This is a genomic window from Alistipes dispar, from assembly GCF_006542685.1.
Lineage (GTDB): Bacteria > Bacteroidota > Bacteroidia > Bacteroidales > Rikenellaceae > Alistipes > Alistipes dispar.
The window spans coordinates 1,219,868-1,244,885 of record NZ_AP019736.1; the positions used below are offsets into that span (position 1 = coordinate 1,219,868).

19 protein-coding genes are annotated in these 25,018 nt (G+C 61.7%); 7 read left to right on the forward strand and 12 right to left on the reverse strand.

The window, feature by feature from the left end:
- Positions 1-9: 9 nt before the first annotated feature.
- The 12 genes from FME97_RS05320 to FME97_RS05375 form a co-directional block, all read right to left on the reverse strand.
- On the reverse strand, positions 10-1,089 hold the full coding sequence (locus FME97_RS05320; RefSeq protein ID WP_141428221.1) for an SGNH/GDSL hydrolase family protein: 1,080 nt from the start codon (positions 1,087-1,089) through the stop codon (positions 10-12).
- Positions 1,090-1,144: 55 nt separating this feature from the next.
- A complete protein-coding gene (locus FME97_RS05325; RefSeq protein WP_141428222.1) occupies positions 1,145-2,761 on the reverse strand; it encodes a phosphodiester glycosidase family protein in 1,617 nt (538 codons plus the stop codon).
- A gap of 21 nt (positions 2,762-2,782) precedes the next feature.
- Positions 2,783-4,783 (reverse strand): DUF6259 domain-containing protein, encoded by a 2,001-nt coding sequence (locus FME97_RS05330; RefSeq protein WP_141428223.1) that lies wholly within the window; start codon positions 4,781-4,783, stop codon positions 2,783-2,785.
- An 8-nt stretch (positions 4,784-4,791) separates the two neighbouring features.
- A complete protein-coding gene (locus tag FME97_RS05335; RefSeq protein WP_141428224.1) occupies positions 4,792-7,020 on the reverse strand; it encodes an alpha-amylase family protein in 2,229 nt (742 codons plus the stop codon).
- 22 nt (positions 7,021-7,042) lie between these two features.
- Positions 7,043-7,243 carry a hypothetical protein gene (locus tag FME97_RS05340; protein ID WP_141428225.1) on the reverse strand — a complete coding sequence of 67 codons (201 nt, stop codon included), beginning with the start codon at positions 7,241-7,243 and terminating at the stop codon, positions 7,043-7,045.
- Positions 7,194-7,367: a family 20 glycosylhydrolase gene (locus FME97_RS12710; RefSeq protein WP_141429953.1), complete on the reverse strand. Its 174-nt coding sequence runs from the start codon at positions 7,365-7,367 to the stop codon at positions 7,194-7,196. Before FME97_RS12710 ends, FME97_RS05340 begins: the two co-directional genes overlap by 50 nt.
- Before the next feature lie 58 nt (positions 7,368-7,425).
- The gene (locus FME97_RS05350) at positions 7,426-9,273 is read right to left on the reverse strand and encodes a DUF5018 domain-containing protein (protein WP_141428226.1); all 1,848 of its coding nucleotides are present in this window, start codon (positions 9,271-9,273) and stop codon (positions 7,426-7,428) included.
- Positions 9,274-9,302: 29 nt separating this feature from the next.
- Positions 9,303-10,988: a RagB/SusD family nutrient uptake outer membrane protein gene (locus FME97_RS05355; protein WP_141428227.1), complete on the reverse strand. Its 1,686-nt coding sequence runs from the start codon at positions 10,986-10,988 to the stop codon at positions 9,303-9,305.
- Positions 10,989-11,001: 13 nt separating this feature from the next.
- Complete coding sequence (locus tag FME97_RS05360) at positions 11,002-14,199, reverse strand: SusC/RagA family TonB-linked outer membrane protein (protein WP_141428228.1); 3,198 nt, start codon at positions 14,197-14,199, stop codon at positions 11,002-11,004.
- A 274-nt stretch (positions 14,200-14,473) separates the two neighbouring features.
- On the reverse strand, positions 14,474-15,628 hold the full coding sequence (locus FME97_RS05365) for a prolyl oligopeptidase family serine peptidase (protein ID WP_141428229.1): 1,155 nt from the start codon (positions 15,626-15,628) through the stop codon (positions 14,474-14,476).
- A 97-nt stretch (positions 15,629-15,725) separates the two neighbouring features.
- Positions 15,726-16,874: an AraC family transcriptional regulator gene (locus FME97_RS05370; RefSeq protein ID WP_141428230.1), complete on the reverse strand. Its 1,149-nt coding sequence runs from the start codon at positions 16,872-16,874 to the stop codon at positions 15,726-15,728.
- A 745-nt stretch (positions 16,875-17,619) separates the two neighbouring features.
- Positions 17,620-17,925, reverse strand: coding sequence for a DUF3467 domain-containing protein (locus FME97_RS05375; protein ID WP_141428231.1), 306 nt, complete (start codon positions 17,923-17,925; stop codon positions 17,620-17,622).
- 275 nt (positions 17,926-18,200) lie between these two features.
- Between FME97_RS05375 and FME97_RS05380 the strand changes: the two genes are divergently transcribed.
- The 7 genes from FME97_RS05380 to FME97_RS05410 all read left to right on the forward strand — a co-directional run bounded on the left by FME97_RS05380 (position 18,201) and on the right by FME97_RS05410 (position 24,988).
- On the forward strand, positions 18,201-18,878 hold the full coding sequence (locus FME97_RS05380) for a LysE family translocator (protein ID WP_141428232.1): 678 nt from the start codon (positions 18,201-18,203) through the stop codon (positions 18,876-18,878).
- Positions 18,865-19,569: a (d)CMP kinase gene (gene cmk / locus FME97_RS05385; RefSeq protein ID WP_141428233.1), complete on the forward strand. Its 705-nt coding sequence runs from the start codon at positions 18,865-18,867 to the stop codon at positions 19,567-19,569. Before FME97_RS05380 ends, cmk begins: the two co-directional genes overlap by 14 nt.
- 18 nt (positions 19,570-19,587) lie before the next feature.
- Positions 19,588-20,460 carry a 4-hydroxy-3-methylbut-2-enyl diphosphate reductase gene (locus tag FME97_RS05390; protein ID WP_179954837.1) on the forward strand — a complete coding sequence of 291 codons (873 nt, stop codon included), beginning with the start codon at positions 19,588-19,590 and terminating at the stop codon, positions 20,458-20,460.
- A 75-nt stretch (positions 20,461-20,535) separates the two neighbouring features.
- Positions 20,536-21,015 (forward strand): hypothetical protein, encoded by a 480-nt coding sequence (locus tag FME97_RS05395; RefSeq protein ID WP_141428235.1) that lies wholly within the window; start codon positions 20,536-20,538, stop codon positions 21,013-21,015.
- Positions 21,002-22,663 carry a S41 family peptidase gene (locus FME97_RS05400; protein ID WP_141428236.1) on the forward strand — a complete coding sequence of 554 codons (1,662 nt, stop codon included), beginning with the start codon at positions 21,002-21,004 and terminating at the stop codon, positions 22,661-22,663. The genes FME97_RS05395 and FME97_RS05400 overlap by 14 nt, the downstream gene beginning before the upstream one ends.
- 19 nt (positions 22,664-22,682) lie before the next feature.
- A complete protein-coding gene (locus FME97_RS05405) occupies positions 22,683-23,864 on the forward strand; it encodes a sensor histidine kinase (protein ID WP_141428237.1) in 1,182 nt (393 codons plus the stop codon).
- Between the two features lie 239 nt (positions 23,865-24,103).
- Positions 24,104-24,988, forward strand: coding sequence for a DUF4271 domain-containing protein (locus FME97_RS05410; protein ID WP_232522941.1), 885 nt, complete (start codon positions 24,104-24,106; stop codon positions 24,986-24,988).
- Positions 24,989-25,018: the final 30 nt, after the last annotated feature.

Consider the following 25,018-nt stretch of genomic DNA (forward strand, 5'->3'; position numbering starts at 1 on the left):
CGGCTCGTTTTATTTCAGTACGCGCCGGAGAACCGGATACAGCAGGTCGGCATAGCGCATCATTCCCAGGTCGGTGAAGTGGATGCCGTCCACGGTCGCCTCGCCGTCGTCGCCCAGCATATCCTCCGAGCTGACGTAGTAGATATTGCGCTCGCCGCTTTCCCTGAGCCGCCGGTAGTGTTCGGCAAGGGCCGCGTTGAGCCGGCGGACGGACGCGGCGGCCTGCACGTCGAAGAACGTATGGGGAAAGACAGGGTCCTCGACGAAGACGATCGGCGTGTCCGGATGGCGGTCTCGGAGAATGCGATAGAACGGAAGCAGCTTCGTCTCGATCTGTTCGACCGTCACGTTGGGAACGAAGTCGAGAACGAAGACTCCCGCATCCACTTCGGCCATCAGGTGCGCGATCTCGTAGTCCAGCTGCCCGTTGCCGCTGAAACCCAGATTGATCGCCTCGCGGTTCAGACGCCGGGAGAGGATATTCGTATGAGCCATCCCCGGACGGGATGAACAGCCGCCCTGCAAAATGCTCGTTCCGTAAAATACAATGGGATGCTCGCGAACGGGGTACGAAAGACGGGGCGCGCCGATCATCGCGCAGGAATCAACGCCGATCGAGAGGCTGTCGATGCCGTCGTAAAGCGGCAGGTAGAGCATGTACTCGCGCTCCTCCGGAACCATATCCGAAACGATCCTCGACTCCGTGGTCTTTCCACTTCCGGGACGAGCGCAGTTCACGAACCTCCAACCGCCGTCCACCCAGGCGTAGAGGTCGAGGCCCCGAACTCCCGTAGGGGCCATGTGGTTCATCGAATTGCAGAAGGTGTTGGTCCACCGCACGGAGATCGTCGTGGAGTTGGAGCGGAACCGAACGGCCAGTCCCGCCGAGTGCAGCCCCAGGTCCCAGACGGGACGCCGTGCGAAATCTGCAACCGATCCGGGCAGACGTGTGTAACGCCCGAAAGTGGATTCCCTGGATTTCCCGTAAACCGGAAAAGACGACCCCTCGTGGTAAACCAACTGGGATAATACTGAAAACGGGAAAAGCAAACCTGCCAAAAGGAAGAAACAGATGAGATTTTTTTTCATGGAAAGACAACTTTATAAACAAAATAACACAAAGCGCTTCAAAAATAGAAAAATTTTATCTCTTTTTAAAGAATCCTGCCGTAGAAACCACCGCCCGACTCGCTTCGGCCGTCGTATCGTTAAGATGTTTGCCGTCAATGACCATACCGGTCGAACCGCCGCCGTCGAAATTCACGGCATCCGTACACCCGAGCCCCTTCATGATGGCCGCCAATTCGGTGAGTGTGGCCCCTCGGCTCGATTCGATGCGTCCGTCGCAGACGAAGAGCACGATACGGCCGTCGGCAGTGCTACCTACGGCCGTGCGGTCGGGCGATACGCCGACACCGAAAATATCGTAAGGCATGATCTCGTAGTTGCTCAGATAGTAGTCCGCGCCTTTCGGGGTCTCGGTGAAATCGAACGGGCATTTGCCGTCCTTGAGCAACACGGGCCCCGCACTGAGGGCATACTTCGGCATCCAGGCGATATCCGGAGCGGGGTTTTCAGCACTCACGACGTCGTAGCGAGCCTCCCCCTTGACCGAAGGCAGCGGGCGATCGAAATAACGGGCCGCCCCCCGGGCGTCGGTTCCGGCCCAACAGACGCCGGGGGTTCCCGAAGCATCGACACCGAACAGGCCGCGCGTCACGTTATACATCGTATCGTACTCCTCGGTATCGGACGTGCGGAGCGATCCGCGGACGGCCGGGATCGTTCCCGCGGTCTCGCCATCGACCACGGAAATCCCCGTATGGCGGCCGTTGTAGAAGTAACCGCCGTTGATCATCACGTAGCAGTCGCCGCCGAAGGCCGCCGACTGCTCCTCGATCGTCGCGGCGCCTTCGGGCACCGAAACGCGGAACTCCACCGTACCCTTCGAAAGGTCGGCCACGGCATACCAGGCGTGGAAATTGCGGCCGTTGAGCTTGCCGGTCGTCTCGTAGAGCCCGATCTCGGCCGGAAGCGACTCGTGCGAGAGTTTCGTCCAGTCGAAGGTGACGGCCGGAGGTTCCTCGCCGAGAGAGGCTTTCGTTTCGGAGCTGTAACAGGTCGCACCGCCGGAGGTCAGGAAAGCACGGACCGTGTACTCCCTGCCGTATTCGAGCAGGGCGTTGGGAATGACCTGCAGCACGGCGCCGCCGTCCTCGGGAAGCGCCGGACCGTACTGCATCGCATCCTCCGTCGTGGGCAGGCCGTCGGCGCTCCAGCAAAGTCCGTAGCGGGCATCCGAAGGCGCATTGTCGATCCGGTACGTCACAGCGATACAGGTCGCCGTGGCGGTCGGCTGCCCGTCGATCTCCACCACGGGAAGCTCCGACGACGGGGTCAGCGTGAAGAACTCATAAACGACGCGTGAATCGCCGGCCTCGGACGTGCCCTTACCCTGCACGCCGAAGAAGTAGCTGGCACCGTCCTCGAGGCCCTGCGAGATCGTATATCGCGTCTGATCGGCCTCCACGGATCCGGCGATCCACCGGTTCGTGGCATCGGCGGCATCGCGCACCCAGATGTCGAAACCTTTTTCATCGGTACTGTTGTCCTGCCAGGAGACCCGCACCGAGGCGGCTCCCACCCGTTCGATCCGGATATCCGAAGGAACCGCAACGCGTCCCGAGGCGCGATTTCCGTCGTCGTCCGCGCACGCCGCACAGGCGCAAAGGGCCACGAGAGCCCAGAATGTCGTTTTCATACTATTATCGTGTTTCTGGTTTCACCGGTCAATACGTATGGCATCGAGCGCCGGAACCGTGATCCGCCGCCCGTCGGGAAGTTCCACGCCGCGCGCCGTGTCGCCCATGTTCACCACGACGCAGGCCCGGCGCCCCGAGCGGCTCTCCCACTCGGCGGCCAGCACCTCGGGAGTCGTCTCGTAGTTCGGAATCTCCCGGCGCGGATTGTCGCCCCGGGGAACGATCTCGCCGAGGAAACGTCCGCCGACGAACAGGTCGTGCTGCCGGCGGCGGAATGCGGACAGCCGCTTCAGAAACTCCGCATCGAGACGGTTCTCCTCACGCATCAGCATCTCGGGATCGACCCATCCGAGCTGCGATCCCCACAACAGGCTCTTCATCGTAATGAAACGGAGCGAGCCGTCGTCGAAACGCCACGGAATATAGGTATATCCGCTGTAGATGCAGCGGTCGGAGTAGATCAGCGGGAAGAGCGGCACCATGCGCACGGAGGCATTGTGAGGCGAATTGACCACGAGCATCATGTCGAAGAGGTCGATATAGCATTCGGCGCACTCCTCGGTGGTCATCGCCCGGTCGGAACCGAAGAGACCGCGGCGCATCCCTTCGAGCAGATCACGGTAGGCGGCCGGCCACCATCCGCCGCCGCCCGGAGCATGGGGATGATCCGGGGCATAGCAAGCCTCGCTGCCGGCGCATCCGATCTGATCCATATAGACGCCGTCGGTCTTCAGTTCGGCGAGGATCCTCCGGTTCAGGTCGCGCAGCACCTCCTGCCAGACGGGCGACGAGGGACAGGTCACCGTATTGGGCACTTTGGAACCGTACACCTCCGTATAGAGCGTACCGTCGGCCTTGCGGCACGAAGCCTCCGAACCGTGCAACGTCCGGTAACTGTCGGTCGCAGGATCCCACAGCCGCCCGTTGATGTAGGGCGTAACGCGCGCCCCGAGGCGCTGCGCTTCGGCGACGGCCTCGGCAAATCCCTCCTGCGCGGGGAAATACTCCGGATAGTTCGTATCGAAAGGACGGGCGTGCCAATGGTACCAATGCAGGCCGACACCGCGGCCGTAGAATCGCAACGCCTTGCGCAGAGCCTCCCGGGCGCCGGGTTCCGCACCGTTCGGGCGCAGCCACATGTCGGCCTTGCGGATCCACTCCACGACAGGACGGTCGGCAAGCGTACGGGCGCCCCAGCGGGTTTCGAACGTGAAGGGACGGTACCAGCGGAGCGCCGCAGCCTGCCATCCCCCGCGGCTGAATCCCAGCACCGTCGGCCAGGGCAGCACGAAGCGGCCTCCGTCCGACCAGGCATAGGAGGTCGTCATCTGCTGTACGAAGACGACGGCATTGCCCTCGCTCACCATGCAGAGGCACTTGCCGCACCCCCGGCCATCCTCGGCGGCGAAATAGGCCGTGCCTCCCGCATGGTGCATCATGACGAGCTGCATGGTTCCCGTGCAGGAGGGATAACGCGCCTGCAGCCGACCGGAGTTTCCGATCGCATACTCCGTACCGTAGCCCACGGGCAGGATGCCCTTCGCATCGCGGGGACGCGCCACGGCGATGCGGGGAAACTCCGCTTCGGTGAGCACCCACCCTTCGGGCAGATCGGCATCGAGACGCCACTCGGGAAGTTCGGAATCGGCCCCGAGCGCAACGGTCACGCGCACAGCACGGGCCGGACCGCCGTCGAGATGCACACGCCAGGTGAAGCGCAGCGCCGCCATTCCCAGCGTATCGAGACGCTCTCCGCCGTCGTAGTATCCGTTCCGCGGCAGCAGGTTCGGATTTTCGCCGTTCACGCCCCGATAGACCAGACGCCAGGGATGGGTCGCACTCCCCCCGGCAGGCAGCATCTCCGCACCTTCGGAGCGATAGGATTCGAACAGGAAGGTCTTGCCGCCGGAGAAGACGAGCTCCGCGCGGTCGTTCTTCAACACGAGTTTTTCGGTCGGGGGTTCCGCCGCTCCGGAAGCGGCGGTCAGGAACAGTGAGGCAAGCAACAGACAGTGTTTCATGCGTATCGTCATTTTTGGGGTTCGATCGGACGGTTTATTTTCCGTACGGCCCCGAGGAAGAGCCGTTCAGCCTCCTCCTCGGGAAGATCCAGTTCGAGAACGGCCCGTCCGGCGGCAGGCAACAGGCAGAGTCGTCCTTCGCGGCGGAAGGCGATGCGCCGCCCCCGGTCATCGGTCAGCGTCGGTCGCGATGCGGGAAGCGTCAGCCGCAACTGATCCTCACCCGAGGTATGCCAATAGAGGATGCAGCTCTTCGTACCGCGCCGAAAGAGGAAGGCCCGCACGCCCGACTCGTCGTCGGGCGTAAGCTGCCGGCAGGGATAGAGCTCGAAGCGTCCCTGCGAATCCTCGAAAAGGAAAAACTCCCGGTCGGGATCCTTGAGCCGCTCCTTCTGTTCGGGCGTGAAGACATCCGCAAGCTTGGCTCGCTCCCAGCGCTCCATGACCCGCAGGTTGTCCTCCGTACGGGGATGCCGGCGCAGCTCCTCCAGATTGCCCACGAGCGACACGGGAGCATCCCAGGCCAGCGCCTTGCAGTAGATATATTCGTACATGTCGGGCTGCATGCCGATCGTCGCGCCGCCCGGAGCCAGGTAGTTCACCCATCCGAAATCGACCGCCGTGAAGTCCTCGGCGTTGCGGGCAGCGCAGCGCAGCGTATATTTCTTCATCGCCGGACGGATATACTCCGGAGGGAAGATGTCGAAGGCATTGCCGCGCGAAAGAATATGCCATCCAAAATGCGACTTGAGCGCTCCTTCGGCGAAAAGCGGCGCAGGCCGCAGTGCATCATAGACGACCGACTGCGACCGCGAAACATTGTACCAATAAGGCATCGGGACATCCTCGGCCCCGTCGAAATAGACGAAGCGGAAACCCGCCTCGGCATAGATGCGCCCCAGGCGTCCGGCGATCTCGCGCTGGATGCCCGTATTCTGGTCGATCCGCACGAACAACGGCCAGTCGTCCACATCGAGCAGCCGGGCACGGCTTCCGGCGGCATGTGCGGCGGGCTGCGAGTTGTGCAGCCCCCGCCGGCATCCCGTCAGCATATAGGGCGGACGGGTCGTGCAGTCCGCGTAGGAGATCAGTTCGTCGCCCAGATGCAGCAGCCGGCGGCCTTCCTCCCGGCGCAGCCCCTGCGTGTTGCCCTCGACGACGAGCACCGTGTCGGCGACACCTGCCGGCTCGGCGAGGACCAGTTCACAGACGGAGTTCATCCGCGTATCGGGATGTCCGCCGTTGATGTAGGGGTCGTTCACCCCCACCTTCGAATAATGGAAATGCAGACCCGGAATCATGCCTGCGGCACGGATGCGGTCGGTGACGTAACGCAGGTCTTCCATACCGCCCGGGTACTCCTCGCGCCAGCCGTAGTGGCCGCACGAGCGGGCGAAATCGACGTAATAGACCATCATCGTGCGGAATCCGCCCCGACGGGCGTATTCGATATGGGCGTCGATGTTTTCGGGCGTCACGCCGCGCAACGAATAGTACGAGCAGCGGTAGGACCCGTCACGGCGGCTCTCGACACCCCGCGGCAGGTCGTAATCCCGCTCTATCTGTCCGATGGCCGGAAGCAGCCCCTCGCGCGAGGAGACGACGAGCGCCGCCCCCGGACCGAACAATCCCACCTGCGCGTCGAGACCCGCATAGAGGGTCGTCGCCTCCGCCGTCGGGAAGGCGTCGATACGCGTCCCGGGATGGGTCCCCAGCAGATTGACGGCCACCCGGTCGTCCCAGACTACGTTGAGCCACTCGCCGAAGTGCGCCCGCGGACGCAGGGGCAGTTGCAGGAGCGCGAATTCGTCGATCTCGGTCTGGCGCTTGACGCCGTAGGCCTCGATGCGGTAATCGACGCGCTCGAGCGAAAAGCCGATGTAGTCGTCCTCGATGTCGAGCCGGATGACGGCGATGTCATAGGTATCCTCGAACCCGACATAGAGCCGGTCGCCGCGCCGTTCGACCCGACAGGCCGGAAAAACGCGCGGTTTGGCCGGATAGATCAGAAAATTCTCGTTATCATAGGGCCGGTACTGCGTAATCGCGCAGATCGGGGTCCGCATCTCCGCGGCGAGGCACTCCTCGCCCGTGGATTTGTGGATCAGGCTGCGGGCCGCGCCGTCGGCACCGATCACGAGCCGCACAGCGGCATTCTCGATGACGACATCCGCACCGCCGGCCTGCGCCAAGAGCGGAAAGAGGAGCACACACAGAGTGGAAAGTACATGTTTCATGTGATTCGTCGTTACAGGGAAATCAATCGCGGAAATCCATCTTTTGCGGACGGCGCCCGACGATCCCGGGGCCCGCGGGTTCGGGACGGCGGGCCGGATCGCGCGGATCGAAACAGCGGATGCCCTGCCGCTCGGAAAGCGCGGACACGGAATCCATACGCCGCATGCAATCCTCATAGTCCTTCACTTCGGGCTGCGTCCGGACCGAGGCGTGCCGCGGCATAGGCGACGATATCGCGAATCTCCTCCCGCGCATAGAACCGTGCCGGCGTACCGGAATCGCGGCGGCTCCCGACTCCGCCGACCGACGCAAGACGCGGATAACCCTCGATCTCGATGCCGGGGATCGGAAGAACCGACCGGAAGGCCCCCTTGCGGAGAGCCTTCCGGCAGCCGGTTCAGACGTCAAATGTCATATCGCGTGATTTCGTAAGCCAGAATACCGTTATCGGTCGTCAGCATGTAGGCCTGCACGGCATTACCGTCCTCGCTGGCTCCGAAGGCCACGTCGCCCGTGCCGTTTCCGTTCGCGCCCAGCACGACATCGCCCGAAACGAACGGATAGGAGGAGGTCATGCCCGTGGGAGAGTAGCCCGTCCCGGGAATATCGGCCGTTCCGGTCGTAAGATTGCCCTCGCGCGAATCGAAGAGAAATCCCGAAATAAGGGCTCCGGCGGCAGGATCCGCAATATCGGCGACATAGAGTCGGGCAGACTTGATACCGCTGGCATTATCCTTATGGCAGTTCTGAATGCCGATAAGCCGCATGCCGTTGAAGTCGATGCAATCGACACCCGTGATCTTGTCCGTCAGCCAGAAGTGCGTCGTCGGCACCGTGAACTGCGTAGCGGATATTCCGTTCGCGGGAACATAGGTTACCGTACGCCGCTCGTTGCCCGATCCGTAAACATACCCCGGCGACAGGTTGTCGTCGCCCATCGAGAAGAGCACCGGCTTGGTCGTGTACCACATCGAGGCGAGGCTGTTGGAGCGGAACTCCACGACGGCCGTCGCGGTCGAAGCGACGCCATCGGCGAGCGGAATGAAGACCGAACGGATCTTCTGGATGCAAGAGGTACCGATTATGGCTTCGCCCGAGGTCACGTCGCCGATCACATCGACCATACGGCCGATATCGTAGGTCGTCGTACCCGGATTGGCACTGCGCAGCGGAGCAAAATAGGGATCGGACGGCAGGCTCTTCGAGAAAATCAGGGTCGGAGCGTCCCCGATGCCGTTTTTCCATACCCACACCTCGAAGTCGGGCAAAGTCGATGAGTTCGTATAGGCGACAGCCACCAGATGACCGGCAGAATCGCTCGTGATGGCGTGGATCGACCTCGATATGCCCGTCGCATTGACGCTCAGTCCCGTCGGCTTGCCCGTAAAGCGGTTCATGACAACCATCTTCGACGCATCGCCGCTGTTGCCGACGATCAGGTAGTCGCCGACAACGGCCAGCGTACGGTTGTTCACCGCTTCGAATCCGTATTCGTTGTTCTCCAGAATCTGGAAACCGAACAGGCTGGCAATATATCCCGCCTTGCCCGAAGGCACGAACGACGGAAGATCGACTGCGGTCTTGTAGGTCTTGCGAACGGACCCGTCCTGCGAAACCACCACGATGTCAGGGAATTCAGACAGGTCGATCGTGCCGTCCCCGTTCATGGCCCGGCATTCGATCGTCGCCCAGGGCGATACGGTGACCGTTGCCGCCTTCAGCGCTCCGTCGATCGAAGAGGAGGTCTTGTACACGGTAATAGATCCGGTCCCGTCTTCCGTCTCAGGTTCCTCGATCGAGACGACGGCATTGGGCATATCGGCTAACGAAACCCGCGTAGCGAAGGCCTGATCCGACTTCACATAAGCCGCATTGATCGTGTAGTGCCTGCTCGATCCGTCCACATCGGACACCAGCGTGCGCTCGATACCCGCAGCCAGATCGTGAATCCCCGAAAGGCCCGGCTCGAAACGGGTGCCGTAGGGAAGCGACCCACGGACCTTCATGGCCGTCAGATCGCCCTGGACGGCCTCCGTGTCGGAAATGTAATAGGGAACCTGCACGGTAATGATTCCTGCCGCTTCGTCCACGACGGCATCGTATTCGACGTTTTCGTCCGAGACGAGACGGCCCTTGACGGTAAGGGTCTGCATATTTTCACTGCCGGACATCACCAATTCATCCGGATCCTCGCAGGCCCCGAGGACCAGCGCCGATACGAACAGTCCGGTAATCAAATGTCGCATTTTCATAATTATCGCGTGTTGAATGATTTGTCAAATTATTTCCAGATCTCGTTCTGCTCGCACAACGTATTGTTCTGCAGCTCGGTGTAGGGAATCGGGAAGATCGTATATTTCTCGGAGAAGAGACGATCCTGCGTGTCGCACTCCACGCGCTCGTAGCTGAAGCCGTCGCCCGTCCTGGTAATCTTCACACCATGCAGACGCTTGTTGTTGAGCGTCTCGACGGCAATGCCCCAGCGCACCAGGTCGAAGAAGCGGTGGCCTTCGAGCCCCAGCTCGCAGATACGCTCCTTGGCCAGATCATGCAGGTAATCCTGCCAGTTGCCCTTCTGCGCCAGTACGGGAAGCCCCACGCGATCGCGAATCGTTCTGAGGTCTTCGTACGCCGGTCCGAACTGGTTCTGGCGCGCATAGGCTTCCGAACGGATCAGATAGATCTCGGCCAGGCGCATCTCGGTCCAGTAGGTTCCGGAAAGAATGTTCGTGAAGTTCACCTTGCCGCTGTCGTCCATGAATTTGCGGAAAATGTAACCGGTCGTCGATTTGTGCACGTTGTCCTGTCCGGTGATGGAGAAGTCCATGTAATTGTCCTTGCCTCCGGCATAGAGTTCGAGCTTGCGGCCGATCCAGGTGGCATCGTTATAGAGAATCGACGCATAGAAGCGCGGCTCGCGGTTGTCGAAGGGCTTATTGCCGTATTTCGAAAGGTTATCCCAATCGAAGGCCTCGTAGCTGCCGCCTACCCTGATGTCGAACGACGAGGCGTACTCGTCGGTCGGCGTGGCCGATGCACCCACCTTGTCGGCGGCGCCATAGGGCTGACCGTCGTACGGAGGGCAGAAATAGGTGTTGAAATTGTGCTGCTTCATGCTGATGCCCGACTGGAAATAGACCGGGATAATCAGTTCCTGGTTGTTAGGCGTCGAGAAGATCTTGTAGTAATCGGCCGCAGTCTTGCCGGGAAGCAGGTCGTAGCCCAATTTCAGCACCTCGTCGCAGGCCGTGACGGCATCGCCCCAACGCTCCGCATAGAGCGACGCGCGGGCGATCATACCCCAGGCGGCGCCTTTGGTCAGACGCCCGGCTTCCGCAGCCTCCCAACTTGCCGGAAGATCGGCCTCGGCCTTCCGGTATTCACCGATGATGAAATCCCAGCACTCCTCCTCGGTCGAGCGGGCCTTGGCGCGCTCATCGGGCCCGTCAACGGCCGTGTCGCTGTTGCGCAGGATCACCCCGCCGTGACGGATCACCAGTTCCTGATAAGCGAACGCACGCAGAAAACGGACCTCGGCCGTACGGATCTTCACCTGGTCGGGATCGAGCCTGATAAGCCCTTTGTTCAGGTCCTCCAGATATTCGTTGAGCTTGCTGATCCAGGTGTACATAGCAGACCAGTTGGAGCGGAAGTTGCTCTGCTCGGTGACGTAATTGGGCTGATAGAAAAACCTGTTCATCGCACCGGCCGATACGCCGTACCAAGAGTATTTCACCAGATCGGTCGCGCCGTCGTCCATCAGACACGAACTGCCGCAGGCTATATCGGCATTGGCATAAAGCACGCCGTAGAAGTATTTGACATACAGGTCCAGGTTACTCAGGGACGAATAAGCCGTAGTTTCGCTGTAGCTTCCCGTCGGCTCCACGTCGAGCACATCGCACGACGCCGCCGAAAGACAGAGGACCGAAAGAAGTCCCGCCGTATATTTTCTGATCTTGTTCATATCGTTCGTAGATTTAGAATGAGAGATCCACACCGAAGGTGAAGGTACGCTGCTGCGGGTAGTAACCCGTCGGAACGTTCGCGCTTTCGGGGTCGATCCATCGGAACTCGGTTGCCGTAAGCAGGTTGTTGCCGCTGAAATAGATACGAAGGTTGTCGATGCCGATGCGGTTCATCCAACGCTTGGGAAAGGTATAACCCAACACGACATTCTTCAGACGCAGGTAGGCTCCATTGCGTTTCCAGAAGTCGGAGACCTGGGCGTTGTTGCCCGCCGACGACTTGGTTACCGACAGACGCGGATACTCCGCATTCGTGTTGTCCGGACGCCAGGCTCCCTCGACCAGATAGAGCGGTGCATTGTCGTAATTGCCGTACCAGGGAACGGTCAGCGGGGTCTGGTCCGCCACGCCGTTGTTCCAGGTAGCCTGGAGCATACGGTCGCAAAGAGCGGCTCCCTGCAACTGCACGGAGAGGTCGAAACCCTTGTAGTCGGCATCGAGCGACAGCGAGAACATCATCTCCGGCATACGGCTGCGGGCAATCCGTACATAGTCGTCGGCCGTAATGGATCCGTCGCCGTTGATATCGACATATTTGATATCACCCAGACGGGGCTGCACGCCGATCGGTTTCGGCGCATTGGCCAGCTCCTCCTCGGTCTGATAGAGGCCGTCGGACTTCAGGCCCCAAAGAGCTCCGAGCGACGACCCGAGCACGTTCTTCCACGGCAGCGTATTGTCGGCCTGCTGCTTGCTCAGAATGCGGTTGCGGGCGAAGGTGAGGTTGCCCGTGACGCCGTAGCTGAACTTGCCGATACGGTTGCGGTGGCGGAGCACCAACTCAAAACCGCGGTTGTCGAAAGTACCGTCGTTGATATAGGCCGGATAGTGGCCGCCCAGCGAAGGAGGATAGATGCCGCCGATCGACTGCAGGATGTTGAAGGTGTACTTATAGAAGTAGTCGAACTCCACGCCCAACAGGCCGTTCCAGGCGCTCATCTCGAAGCCGATATCGTAGGTACGCGTCCGCTCCCAGGTCAGATCCTCAAAGGGGAAGGCCACCGAGTTGGAGAGCGTACCCTGCGAGGCAGGCGTGCTTCCGAAGGCCACGCTGCTGGCATTGTAGGCAAACTGTTTGCGGTAAAGGAATGCCGTTACGTTGTCGTTACCCAGCGTACCGATCGAACCGCGCAGCTTGAAGTATTCGATTTTCGGGAGTGCAGACTGGAAGAAATCCTCCTGCGACATCACCCAACCCACGGATACCGAGGGGAAGAAACCCCAGCGATGGTCCTTGTGGAAGAGGTACGAACCGTCGTAACGGAACGAGGCCTCGATGAGGTATTTGTCATCGTATGCATAATTCAGACGTCCCACGAAACCGGCAAAGGCCGACTTTCCGGACGAAGAGGCATTCGTGGCGGTCGTCGGATCACCGAAATTGAGCTCCGGAAGATCGAACACGGGGAAATCGCGGCGGCCGGCGTTCATCGATTCCGAGGTATAAGTCGTCTGCTCGTAGAGGAACAGGGCTCCCACATCGTGCTTGCCGAACTTGTTCGCATAGGAGATCTGCGGACGCAGCACCACGCGCTGGTCGTTCGAATGGGCCACGTAGAGGTTGCCGTCCGGAGTCAGATTGGCCGCATTTACGAGCGAATACTTGCTCAGAGGATCGGCTCCGATGCCCGAACCGCGCTGGAACGTATAGGCCAGCACTTCGTAGGAGTGCGAGAAGGTACGACCCGTATAGTAATGGTAGTCCCAACTGGTGAACATGCCCAGTTTCAGACCCTTCACGAAAGGAACCGAATACTCGACGTTGGCCGAAGTCTCCAGACGGAGGTTGCGCGACTTGCTGAAGCCGGAGTGGGCCGAACCGTATTCGGGGCTGGCGGCGGACCACGAAGCACGATATCCCGAGACAGGATAAACGGTTCCGTCCTTCTCCAGCCATTTCGGAACGAACGGTATAGAGTACATCATCTGATGGAAGATGTTGTAACCTTCCTGGTTGGCATACGAATAGGCTCCGGGCTGGTAGTAATCCTGCAAGGATGCCGCCACGTTGAGCTGTACGCGCAGGTTGTCGTGCGGCGTCAGGTCCACGTTCGAGCGGAGGTTGCCGCGCGAATCCTCATGTCCCTTGATGATGCCTTCCTGGTTGCGGAAACCGCCGCTGACGAAATAACGGGCCTTCTCGCTACCGCCGCTCACCGAAAGGTTGTGCTGGTGCATGAGCGTCAGACGGCGCATCGGCGACATCCAGTCCGTATTCTCATAACCGTCCGACGGATCGCCGTTGTAGGTCATGGCGATCTCCTCGGGGGTGAACTGGTAGTCGGGCACGTCGTCGCCGCCCAGCTTGTCGAGGGCAAGACCGGCATTATAGTACTCCATGTACTGCGTGCCGTTCATGAAATCGGGCATGGTCGTCATCTGCGAGAGCGTTACGTTGCCGCGGTAGTTGATCGACATGGCGCCCTGATGACCGCGCTTGGTCGTGATAAGGATGACGCCGGCGGCAGCCTTCATTCCATAGACGGCGCTTGCCGAAGCATCCTTGAGAATCGTTACGGTCTCCACGTCGTTCGGATCGACCGTACCCATCTGACGCTCGACTCCGTCCACCAGCACCAGCGGGCTCGAGCCGTTGTAGGAGGTATAGCCGCGCACGAGCATCGTTACGCCGTCGGATCCGGGAGCGCCGGTCGCCTGCTGCGTAATCAGTCCCGGGAGCTTTCCGACCAGGGCCTGCGAAATGGTGCTGACGGTCGATTTCTTGATTTCATCGTCGGAAACCGCCGCAATGGATCCGGTCAGATGCACCTTCTTCTGCGTACCGTAACCGACCACCACGACCTCGTCCATACGGGCCGCATCCTCCTGCATCACGACATTGATTTCCGTACGGCCGTTTATCGCCAGCTCCTGGCCTTTCATACCCAAGTACGAGAAAATCAGCACATCAGCCCGGGGGGGGGTATCCAGACGATACGATCCGTCGCTCGTGGTCATCGTGCCCACGGTGGTCCCCTTGACGATCACATTGACACCCACGAGCGGATTCCCCTGAGCGTCGGTAACGGTTCCCGAAATGTACGACTGTGCGAAAGCGGTTGACAGACCGGCTCCGAACAACATCAATACGCATGCGACGAAATGCCGCATCCGGGAAACGCGTTCTCGTTTCGAATAATTGTCCTTCATAGATTCATAGAATTAGGTTGATAGGTTGATTGAAAGCGCTTCATTGCGGATGTTCCGGTCTCCGGACACCGGCGGAAAACCGGACATGAGAACCGTCAGCACGAGTTCATAAGGCTATTTTTTTAAGGTTCGCTCATCGGATTCTCCGCAGGGGCCGCACCCGAAAAAGATGCGCCCTACGGATTTTATCCAAACAAAATTAGGCAGCAAAAACGGCATTTTACGCAGAAAAAAACGCAAACCGATATTCAAAAAACGAAAAACCCGCCCTTTTTCACCTGTTCACCGTCTCAGGATGTAACCAAAACTCGAAAAAGGCATAGGCCAAGGCGTTCGACAGCGAATCGGGATCGTGCAGCGGCCGATTCGTCATGGCGACACGCCCTTCGTATCCGAGCAGGCGGTTTACGGCCACCGCATGATTGAGTGCCGTCCAGCGTTCGGAACCGTCCGAACAGCCTCCCGACACGAGGAAAGGCCGGGGCGCCATCAGGGCGTGCAGCTCATGCAGATCGTGCCCGTCGCGGCGCAGCGAGGGATATGCGCCGCGGGCCTTCACGGCACCCTGCTCGTCCCAAGTATGCTCCCAGGGCGGCGGATAGTAGCCCAGATACCAGGGCTCCCAATAATTGACATACCCCCCTTTCGTCTCGTCGAAGACCACGCCCGGATCGCCCCAGACCGCACAGGCGAACTTCTCCCACAGGCACGAGGCGAACATCGCCCACTTGCCACCGTAGGAGTGGCCCATGACGCCGATGCGCGTGGAATCGACCTCGGGAAACCCGGCCAGCGCCTCCCAGGCATTCGCAGCGGCGTATGCCAACGCCGACAAGGGCTGCAACGTCGCGCTATCGACCGAGGGATAGTAAAGCGAATAGGTCTTCGTACGGGTGGTTTGCGTCGTCCCGAGCGAAAGGGCGACAAAGCCCCGTTCGGCAAGGCGGAGCGCAAAATCCCGATTCGGTTTGCCGCCCAGGCCGACGGCTGTCTCCGGTTCGTAGAAAAGGGTGATGACGGCGGGTTTGCGACCTTTGCGGTGCGGGACGAGCAGGTATCCTTCGGTCGTTTCCGAAGGCAGCCAGCGGAACCGGACGCGATAACGGTCGAAATCCTCACCCGGAAGCGTATCGGCATATTCGAAGCGCTGTCCCGCAATCACCGGCGGCCAGGCGCCCAGAAGCGAATCCCAGCGGGTGCGGATCTCCGCACGGCGGCGAACCCAATCGGCAGCCGTCCTTACGCTGTCGCCGTTGTAGAAAAGCAGCGGAGAACGATAGGTTCCATACTCCTCCCGATAGATTTCGGGAGGTTCGGTAAAGGGCCGCAATTCCCGCCCGAGCTCCGCTGTTCGGTCCCGGGCATCCCGACAGCCCGTCAGCAAAGCCCCCAACAGCAGGATACCCGATAAAAATTTCATGTCGCGCATAATGATCCGCCGGAGCTTCGCACCCCGTAGTACAAAGATACGGGGCACCGCCACGGATCGGTCGTCGAAAAACGAAAAGCGTGTTTCGAAAAACGCACTATTTGCCGGCCGAACGCCGCTGACGGTATTCGATCGGCGAGCAACCCATAAACTTCTTGAAAATCCGCGAAATGTTGTTGCAGTCGCGGAAACCCGCCTCGCCGGCAATCTCGGCCAGCGGGAGATCGGTCGTCAGCAGCAGGTTGGCAAAACGCTTCACGCGGCACTTCAGCACATACTGGTATATGGAGGTGTTCATGACGCGCTTGAACTTGAGTTCGATGTTGCGCCGCGAAAGCGGAATCTGCCCGATGATCGCATCGATCGTCAGATCGGCCGCGATATGCCGCTCGATGTATTTGACGATCCGCAGCACGTAGGGATCTTCGATATTGTGTTTCTCGGTCGATTGGCGCAGTTCGATGCGGATCGGGTTGATCACCACGTTGAAGGGCCCCACGAACTCCTTGCGGATCTGCCTATGGAGCAGCTTCCCGACAGCATAACCGCCCTTCTCGACCTCCAGCTCGATCGACGAGATCGGCGGATCGGAGATGTTGCAGATCAGCTCGTCGTTGTCCACGCCCAGCAGCGAGACATCCTCCGGAATGGGGATGTTCTCCATTTTGCATATCTCCGAGATAATGAGTGCATGGGCATCGTCGCAGCAGAACAACGCCACGGGTTTGGGCAGTTCGCGCAGCCAGCGGCCCAACACCTCGCGGTTTTTCTCGCTGTCCTTTCCGGTCTCGAAGGCATGGAACGTCCCGCCGATGCGCTCCACCTCGCCGCGGTACCCCTTGCAACGTTCGTCCGACCAGACGACCCCCTTGACGCCGAAAAAGGCGAAGTTACGGAACAGGCGCTCGGCAAAGAAACGGGCCGCCATCAGGCCCGTGCCCTCGTAGTCGCCGGTCAGATTCGAATAGGTCGTACTGCGGTGGCGGTAGTTCTGCAGGACGACCGGAATGTTCAGCTCCTTGAGCAGATCCATCGCGTCGTCGTTCCACTGGCCGATGATGGCGTCGGCCTTCCACGCCTTGGCCCACTCGAGGATGCTCCGCTCGCCGTTTTCGATGCTCCTGTAATAGGAGGGCAACCGGTAAAAGAGCCACGGACCGTTCTCGCGCGAATAGCGCACGATCCCCCGAAGCAGGTTGCGGTCGAAATCGTTCGCGCAATCGACGAGCAGCAGAATCCGGATCATAGCGTTTGTTCATTGAGAATCGGCCGCGGGTTCTCCGTCCGGCAGAAAACGGCCGCCGATCGCCGCCTCGAGACGGAGAAACGGGTCCGTCAGGACGTCGAACCGCGTCCGGTCCGACCGCCCCGCGTTCGCGCTGCCCTCGATCACTCCGCCGTATTCGCCAACTTGGGGACAAGCGCCCGTTCCGCACGGCAACAGGAGCCGCGCCCCAATCGAAAAGACTCGTTTTTTCAATTCAGATATTCGGAAATTTTAAACTCAAAGACCTTTCATCCGCTCGGAACCCGTCCGAAAACCCGCCGGTCGAATCAAAGCACCAATGCCTGCCGATGAAAAATACACGCATATCCCTGACATTCACCAAATAACAGCAATCGGACCATTAAATTACGAATCAGCGCATGCACAACGCCATCGTAAAGTTCAGAAAAAACCGTGACATCCGCAATCATTTCGCAGAAAATCGTGCGAACAATAACGACAACGCCCCCGATGCCGCGGGCTCCCCCTTTCGGATCCGGACGCGACCGCCTCTATCCCAGCCGGAGCGCTCGGCCATGACAGCGCGCCGCCGTGCCGGAAGGACGGCCGACGCAGGATGCACTCTACGACTCCAAGGCCATACCGGCGTCACCTGCCCGACAGCCGGAAACGGGCGGTTCCCGAGGACGCTACGGCAGAAGAAGTCGGGAGGGCGCTCTTCCGCCGGAAAGAGGACGCGGAGCTTGCCGCCCCGGACGGCCCGTCAGGCCTGCCCCATCTTGGGCCCCGCGTCGGGCGTCCCGGCCGGCGTCGGAATCTCGATCTTGCCCACGCTGCTCTCGTAGCGCACGATGTTCTCCTGCAACGAGCGCAGCAGCCGTTTGGCGTGTTCGGGCGTGAGGATGATGCGGCTCTTGACGCGCGCCTTCTGCACGCCGGGCAGGACCGCCGCGAAGTCGATGATGAACTCCGATGTGGAGTGCGATATGATCGCCAGATTCGAATAGTGGCCCTGGGCCACGGCTTCGTCCAGCTGGAGGTCGATTCCGAATTGTGTCGTCTCTGCCATAAGCGTTTCGTCTTTGCCATACAAAAATAGGGGCTTTCGGGCTCCGGTATGCGGCCCCGCGGCCAAAATTTCGACATTTTATCAACAGAACGCCCGCATCGGACGAAATCCGCAATATCGCGGACGAATCCGGGAACCGTTCCCCGAAAAGCCGCGCCGACGCCCTCCGGCCCGCATTTCCGCATCCGGCGGCAGCCCGGGGCGGGGCAAATAAATTTGTTTCTGCGCACGGGTTGTATTATCTTTGTTCCCTAAAAACCCGGTAAGCCGAGAAAATGACATTCGGAATCCTGAACGATCTCTTCCGCGGTATCTGCGTGGGGGTGGCGGCGTCGATCACGGTCGGCCCCGTGGCCGTGCTCTGCATTCAGCGCACACTCTCGAAAAGCCGCCGGTCGGGCATCGTCTCGGGTATCGGCGTGGCGTGCGCCGACACCTTCATGGCCATGGCCGCACTGTTCTTCTATTCGATGCTCCAGACGCAGATCGAACAGTACAACACGCTGCTGCGCGTCATCGGCGGCATCTTCGTCGTCATCGTCGGCGTCTTCATCTTCGCCCAGAACCCCGTGCCGCAGATTCGCCGCAACCGGGCGGGCAAAACCTCGCTCTGGCAGGATTTCGCCTCGATCTTCGGACTGACGATCGCCAACTTCATCATGGTCATCCCCTACATCCTGGCCTTCTTCGCCGTCTTCAAGATCTCGAGCGGCGACGTGACCGGCTCGGGATTCAGCGGCTTCGTGCGCTCGGTGTTCGTCATCGCCGGATTCCTCGGCGGCGCCACGGCATGGTGGACCCTGCTGGCGTGCGTCATCAGCCTGTTCCGCCGCCGGTTCCGTCCGCGGCACATGCTCACGATCAACCACGTCGCGGGCCTCATCATCGGCATCTTAGGCATTTACACCATATTATCCACCTTCTACGCCATCTTCCCCAATGTCGGACACTAAACAGCACAGAATCATAATCGCCATCGACGGCTTCTCGTCGTGCGGCAAGAGCACCTTCGCCAAGGCCATCGCCGCACGGCTGGGCTATATCTTCATCGACACGGGCGCCATGTACCGCGCCGTGACGCTCCATGCGCTCGAACACGGCGCGATCCGCTCGGGTATCGTGGACGAGGAGGCCGTGGTGAAGCTGCTCGGCGAAACCGCCATCACCTTCCGCTTCAACCCCGAACGGGGAGCCAGCGACATCTACGTGAACGGCGACCTGGCCGAAGGGAAGATCCGCACCATCGAGGTCTCGAACTGCGTGAGCCGCGTGAGCGCCATTCCCGAGGTGCGCCGCAAGCTCGTGGCCATGCAGCAGGAGATGGGACGCCGCCGCGGCGTGGTGATGGACGGCCGCGACATCGGCACGGTGGTCTTCCCCGACGCCGAACTGAAGATCTTCATGACGGCCGACCCCGCCGTGCGGGCGCGGCGTCGCTACGACGAGCTGCGCGCCAAGGGCGACGACGTGTCGCTCGAGGAGATCGAACGCAATGTCCGCGAACGGGACAGGGCCGACATGAGCCGCGCCGTGTCGCCCCTGCGGCAGGCGCCGGACGCCGTCGTGCTGGACAACAGCCGCATGAGCGTCGAGGAACAGATGGCGTGGTTCATGGAGCTGTTCGAAAGGAGAATCGCGGAATAACGACGCCGCATGGAGCCGGTGCACATAGAGATCGACGACAAATCGGGATTCTGCTTCGGCGTGGTCCGGGCGATCACCGAGGCCGAACGGGCCCTCGGCGAAGGCGGCACGGTCTATTCGCTGGGCGACATCGTCCACAACCGGATCGAGGTGCAGCGGCTCGAAGCGCTGGGGCTGCGGACCGTGACCCACGCCGACATGCCGCGGCTGGCCGGCTGCCGTCTCTTCATCCGCGCCCACGGCGAGCCGCCGACGACCTACGCCGCGGCACGCAGGCTGGGTATCGGGATCATCGACGCCACCTGTCCCGTGGTCGCACGGCTGCAACGGCGGGTCAAGCAGGCACACGAGGCGATGCGCGCCGTCGGCGGACAGGTGGTGATCCTCGGCAAGCGGGGCCACGCCGAGGTCGTGGGGCTGACCGGACAGGTCGCCGAGCCGACCGTCGTCATCGAGCGCGCCGAAGACCTCGCGCAGATCGACTTCGCACGGCCGATACATTTCCTTTCGCAGACCACGCAGAGCATCGCCCTGTTCGAAGAGCTCGGCGCCGAAATGCGCCGCCGGGCGGCCGATCCGGCGCAGGTGCGCCTCGACGACACGATCTGCCGGCAGGTCTCGGGCCGCGAGGCGCACCTGGCGCAGTTCGCGGCGCGTTTCGACGCCGTCGTGTTCGTCTGCGGCCGCAAATCCTCGAACGGCAAGGTCCTCTACGAGGTGTGCCGCCGGGCCAACCCCCGCTGCCGCAACATCGAGGAGCCCGCGGAGCTGGACCCGGCATGGTTCGAGGGAGTGCGGTCGGTGGGCATCTGCGGCGCCACCTCGACCCCCAAATGGCTCATGCAGCGGGTCGCGGAAGCGATCCGTGCGATGGGACCCGAAAGCGAATGACCGCCCGCACCGGAAACGGCCGCCGCTCCCGGCAGGGCATCCGACAGAATACACGACACGCAAAATTTCGAACTTATGAAACGTTATTTGATCCGCTCGCTGAAATATTTCGCCGCCCTCTGCGTTCTCTGTATGGCGATCATGGCGCTGAACCTCACGACGGGCATGGCCTCGCTCTCTCTCGAAGAGACGCTCTACGTCATATTCCACACCCCGCGGGGACTTCTGCTGCCCGCCGTCATCGTCCTGCTCGCGGCCTTCTATCCGCGGTTCGGATTCATCGTCCGGCGGGTCGAGGGCGACGTGGAGGAGCACCGCGAACAGATCGTGAACGCCTTCCGTTCGGCCGGCTTCGAGCTGCGCCGCGAAGAGGACGACGCACTGTTCTTCCGGGCCAAGGGACCGCTGCACAGGCTCCTGCTGCTGGGCGAGGACGAAATAAAGGTTTCGCAATACGGACAGTGGATCGAGCTGGAGGGTATCCGCCGGGGCGTGGCCCGGGTCATCTACCGCCTCGATTCGCACATACGCATGGCACGATATGACAAAGAGTAGAAAATACCGCATCCTGGCCCTCGCGGCCGGGCTGGCCGCCGTGGCGGGCGCGACGATCCATGCGTCGCACAACGACTTCGGGCTGGGCCGCAACATGGAGATCACGGTCAATATGATGCGCGAGCTGTCGCTCGGGTACGTGGATCCGATCGACCCCGACCGTCTGATGGAGGGGGCCGCGGCGGGCATGGTCAGCGACCTGGACCCCTACACGGAGTATATTTCCGAGGAGGGCATGTCCGATTTCGAGCTGCTCACCACGGGCAAATACGGCGGCGTGGGGGCGCTCATCCGCAAGAAGGGCGACTGGGTGGTCATCGCCCAGCCCTACCAGGGCACTCCGTCGGACCGCGCGGGACTCAGGATCGGCGACCGGATTCTCGAAATCGACGGCAGGGACGCCCGGGGCTTCACGACCGAGGAGGTCTCCTCGCGCCTGAAGGGCGAGCCGGGCAGCCGGGTGAAGGTGACGGTCCTGCACCTCGACAGCACGCGGCAGACGGTGACGCTGCGCCGCGAGCGGATCGCCATTCCCGGCGTACCCTACGCCGGCTGGGCGGCCGACGGCATCGGCTACATCCGCCACAGCGACTTCACCGAAGGATGCTACGAGGAGATGCGCGCGGCCGTCGAGCGGCTCCGCGCCGAGGGCGGGCTGAAGGGCCTCATACTCGACTACCGCTCCAACGGCGGCGGCATCATGCAGGAGGCCGTGAAGATTCTCTCGATGTTCGTCCCCAAAGGCACGGCGGTCGTCACGACCAAAGGCCGCAACGAACGGCAGGACTACCGCACCGAGTCGGAGCCGATCCTCCCGGACCTGCCGCTGGCGGTGCTGGTGAACGGCAACACGGCGTCGGCCTCGGAAATCGTGGCCGGCGCGTTGCAGGACCTCGACCGCGCGGTGCTCATCGGCCAGCGGAGCTTCGGCAAGGGGCTCGTGCAAACCACCCGCCCGCTGGGTTACAACACGATGCTCAAGCTCACCACGGCCAAATACTACATTCCCTCGGGCCGCTGCATCCAGGCCATCGACTACTCGCACTCGCAGGAGGGCTCGGTGCGCGTCGTTCCCGACTCGCTCGTTTCGGAGTTCACGACCCGTGCGGGCCGCAAGGTTTACGACGGCGGCGGCATCATGCCCGACATCGCCACCGAACCGGAGTACATCTCGCGCTTCGCCGCGACGCTCTACGCGCTGGGCTTCATCGAGGATTTCGGCGACGACTACACGCGCCGCCACCCGGGGCAGCGGATCGACCTGCGCACCTTCTCGATCACGGACGCCGACTACGCCGACTTCGTCGAGTTCATGCAGAACAAGGAGGTTCCCTACGAGTCGGACACGCGGCGGGCGCTCAAGGCGCTGAAAAAGGCCGCCGAGGACGACCGCTTCGCCGAGCTGAAGGAGCGTTTCGAGCGGGTGGAGGCCGAGCTGAAGGACGACACGCGGACCAACCTCGAAACCTACCGCGAACAGGTCGTCGATGCCATCAACAACGACATCGTGCTACGCCACGGCTACACGGCCGGGGTGATCGAGCACGCGCTGCCCGGCGACCGGGAGGTGACCGAGGCCGTCGCCGTGCTGCGCGACTCCGCGGAATACGCGCGCATCACCCGCGAGCAGGACACCCGGCGCAAATGACCCCGAAAAAGACGTCGCGATGAAAAAGTGGTGCACCAATCTGCTCTCGTTCCGCAACCGCGTGGTGGTGATCGTCGTCGGCATCTCGCTGGGGGCCATGTCGCTGCTCTACACCAACGACATGGCGCGGCGGCTCAGGGAGAAGGAGCAGCACGACGTGGCGCTATGGGCTCACGCCATGGAACGCATCAACCGCGACGTGCTGGGCGGCAGCACCTTCCAGGATCCGCTGCTGCGCGACATCATGTCCAACGGCAACAACATCCCGTTCATCATCACCGACGAGAACCTCCGGGTGGTGCACTCGCACCTCATCCCCGACCGGATCATCGAGCACCCGGACCGACTGCGCGAACAGATCGACCGCTTCACCGAGGAGAACACCCCCATCCCGGTCAAGGTGCTCTGGTCGGCGCAGCACTACCACATCATCTTCTACGGCAAGTCGGCGCTGCTCAAGTCGCTCTACTACTTCCCCTACGTCCAGATACTCGTCATCACGGCCTTCATCGCGCTGGGGTTCATCGCCTTCCGTTCGTCGAAGCACGACGAGCAGAACCGCGTCTGGATCGGCCTGGCCAAGGAGACCGCCCACCAGTTGGGCACGCCCACCTCGTCGCTGCTCGGATGGATCGAATACCTGCGCGCGCAGCCCGTGGACCAGTCGGCCGTGGACGAAATGCAGAAGGACCTCACGCACCTGATGAAGATCGTGGACCGCTTCTCGAAGATCGGGTCCGAAACCCCGCTCACCCCGGCCAACATCAACGAAGTCGTGGGCGAATCGGTCATGTATTTCCGCAAGCGCATCCCCCGCAACGTCACGCTGGACTACAACGGGCTGGCCATCGCCCCCGTGCAGGCCAACATCAACGCCGCGCTGTTCGAGTGGGTCGTGGAGAACCTGATGAAGAACTCGCTCGACGCCCTGCAAGGCCACGGAGCGATCGCCGTGCGCATCTCCTCGGACGAACAGCACGTGATGATCGACGTCAAAGACACCGGCAAGGGAATCCCCAAGAGCAACTGGAAGCGCATCTTCGAACCGGGCTTCACGACCAAGACCCGCGGCTGGGGCCTCGGGCTGTCGCTCTCGCGCCGGATCGTCGAGGAGTACCACCAAGGTAAGATCGCCGTGACCGAATCCGAAATCGGAAAGGGCACGACCATCCGCATCACCCTCAAACGCATCTTCGCCTGATGGATGCGCGGACGGCATATCCGGAAGACGCCGCGTTTCCCGCCGATTCCCTCTCCGGCGCACACGCCCCGGCCGGGACAACCGCCGGAATCCGCACCGCAGAGACCCGCGCCGCAGCACCATACGGAGCCGAGGTTCCGAAGGCCGCACCCCGTGCCATAAACGCCGCAGAGGCTTCGGACGCGGGACGCTCCGATTCGTCCGGAACCGCCCCGTTCCGGGCGGAGGTACGGACGGAAATGCCGGCCGGCATCCTGCCCGCACCCGCGGATTCGCTCCGCACGGATTCGCTGCACGCCGACTCGCTGCCGGCGTTCCCCTTTCCGGTGCAGTCCGGTCCGGCGGACCTTCCCGGAGAGACGCCCGCCGTCCGCTGGCGCGACACGACCGCCGCCGCGGTCTTCGGTCCGGCCTCGGTCGAAGCGGCCCCCCGCACGCTGCCGCCCTCCGGCGCGCCGTCGCTCACGGACAATGCCGTGTTCCAGAGCTTCGTCCTGCTGCTCGCCGCCACCTACGCCACCCTGCTCTACCGCAACATCGGCGACATCCGCACCCTCGTGGGCCACATCTCGCGCGACGCCGCCTCACGGCAACGTCTCTCCGAGGATCCGGGCAGCAGCGGATTCTCGCGGTTCCTGCACATCGTCACGGCGATCGGAATGCTCTTCCTGGGCGTCTTCGCCGTGAAATACGGCGACGCCCTGATGCCCCGCCTGCTCACCGACACGCTCTCGCACGGCGCCGTGCTGGCCATGAGCCTGCTGGCGACGCTGGCCTGCACGGCCATCGTCGCCTGTCAGGCCGCGCTCGTCCGCATCGCCGGGGCCGTGACCGTTTCGCAGCCGTTCGTCTCGCAACTGATGCTACTCCGCCGCACCTATTTCGCACTGGCGGTCATCGTCACCTCACCCGCGCTGCTGCTCTTCGCGCTCTGTCCCCGCGGTACGGGCAACGTGTGGTTCTCCGTCATTACCATCGAATTAGCCATGACGGCTTTCTTGTACCTCAAAGAGTCGCTGAATCTGTTTATTTCCAAAAAAATTTCAATTTTGCATTGGTTTTTGTACCTTTGCACCGTGGAAATCTTCCCGGTGAGCCTTCTGTGGCTGTCGCTGGTGAGGTGACCCCCGAAAGCTACAAACTAAACATCTCCG

Bases quoted from the DNA above. Each gene is read 5' to 3' on its own strand.
- FME97_RS05320 (WP_141428221.1), bottom strand. From the start codon at position 1,089: ATGAAAAAAAATCTCATCTGTTTCTTCCTTTTGGCAGGTTTGCTTTTC.
- FME97_RS05325 (WP_141428222.1), bottom strand. From the start codon at position 2,761: ATGAAAACGACATTCTGGGCTCTCGTGGCCCTTTGCGCCTGTGCGGCG.
- FME97_RS05330 (WP_141428223.1), bottom strand. From the start codon at position 4,783: ATGAAACACTGTCTGTTGCTTGCCTCACTGTTCCTGACCGCCGCTTCC.
- FME97_RS05335 (WP_141428224.1), bottom strand. From the start codon at position 7,020: ATGAAACATGTACTTTCCACTCTGTGTGTGCTCCTCTTTCCGCTCTTG.
- FME97_RS05340 (WP_141428225.1), bottom strand. From the start codon at position 7,243: ATGCCGCGGCACGCCTCGGTCCGGACGCAGCCCGAAGTGAAGGACTAT.
- FME97_RS05350 (WP_141428226.1), bottom strand. From the start codon at position 9,273: ATGAAAATGCGACATTTGATTACCGGACTGTTCGTATCGGCGCTGGTC.
- FME97_RS05355 (WP_141428227.1), bottom strand. From the start codon at position 10,988: ATGAACAAGATCAGAAAATATACGGCGGGACTTCTTTCGGTCCTCTGT.
- FME97_RS05360 (WP_141428228.1), bottom strand. From the start codon at position 14,199: ATGAAGGACAATTATTCGAAACGAGAACGCGTTTCCCGGATGCGGCAT.
- FME97_RS05365 (WP_141428229.1), bottom strand. From the start codon at position 15,628: ATGCGCGACATGAAATTTTTATCGGGTATCCTGCTGTTGGGGGCTTTG.
- FME97_RS05370 (WP_141428230.1), bottom strand. From the start codon at position 16,874: ATGATCCGGATTCTGCTGCTCGTCGATTGCGCGAACGATTTCGACCGC.
- FME97_RS05375 (WP_141428231.1), bottom strand. From the start codon at position 17,925: ATGGCAGAGACGACACAATTCGGAATCGACCTCCAGCTGGACGAAGCC.
- FME97_RS05380 (WP_141428232.1), top strand. From the start codon at position 18,201: ATGACATTCGGAATCCTGAACGATCTCTTCCGCGGTATCTGCGTGGGG.
- cmk (WP_141428233.1), top strand. From the start codon at position 18,865: ATGTCGGACACTAAACAGCACAGAATCATAATCGCCATCGACGGCTTC.
- FME97_RS05395 (WP_141428235.1), top strand. From the start codon at position 20,536: ATGAAACGTTATTTGATCCGCTCGCTGAAATATTTCGCCGCCCTCTGC.
- FME97_RS05400 (WP_141428236.1), top strand. From the start codon at position 21,002: ATGACAAAGAGTAGAAAATACCGCATCCTGGCCCTCGCGGCCGGGCTG.
- FME97_RS05405 (WP_141428237.1), top strand. From the start codon at position 22,683: ATGAAAAAGTGGTGCACCAATCTGCTCTCGTTCCGCAACCGCGTGGTG.
- FME97_RS05410 (WP_232522941.1), top strand. From the start codon at position 24,104: ATGCCGGCCGGCATCCTGCCCGCACCCGCGGATTCGCTCCGCACGGAT.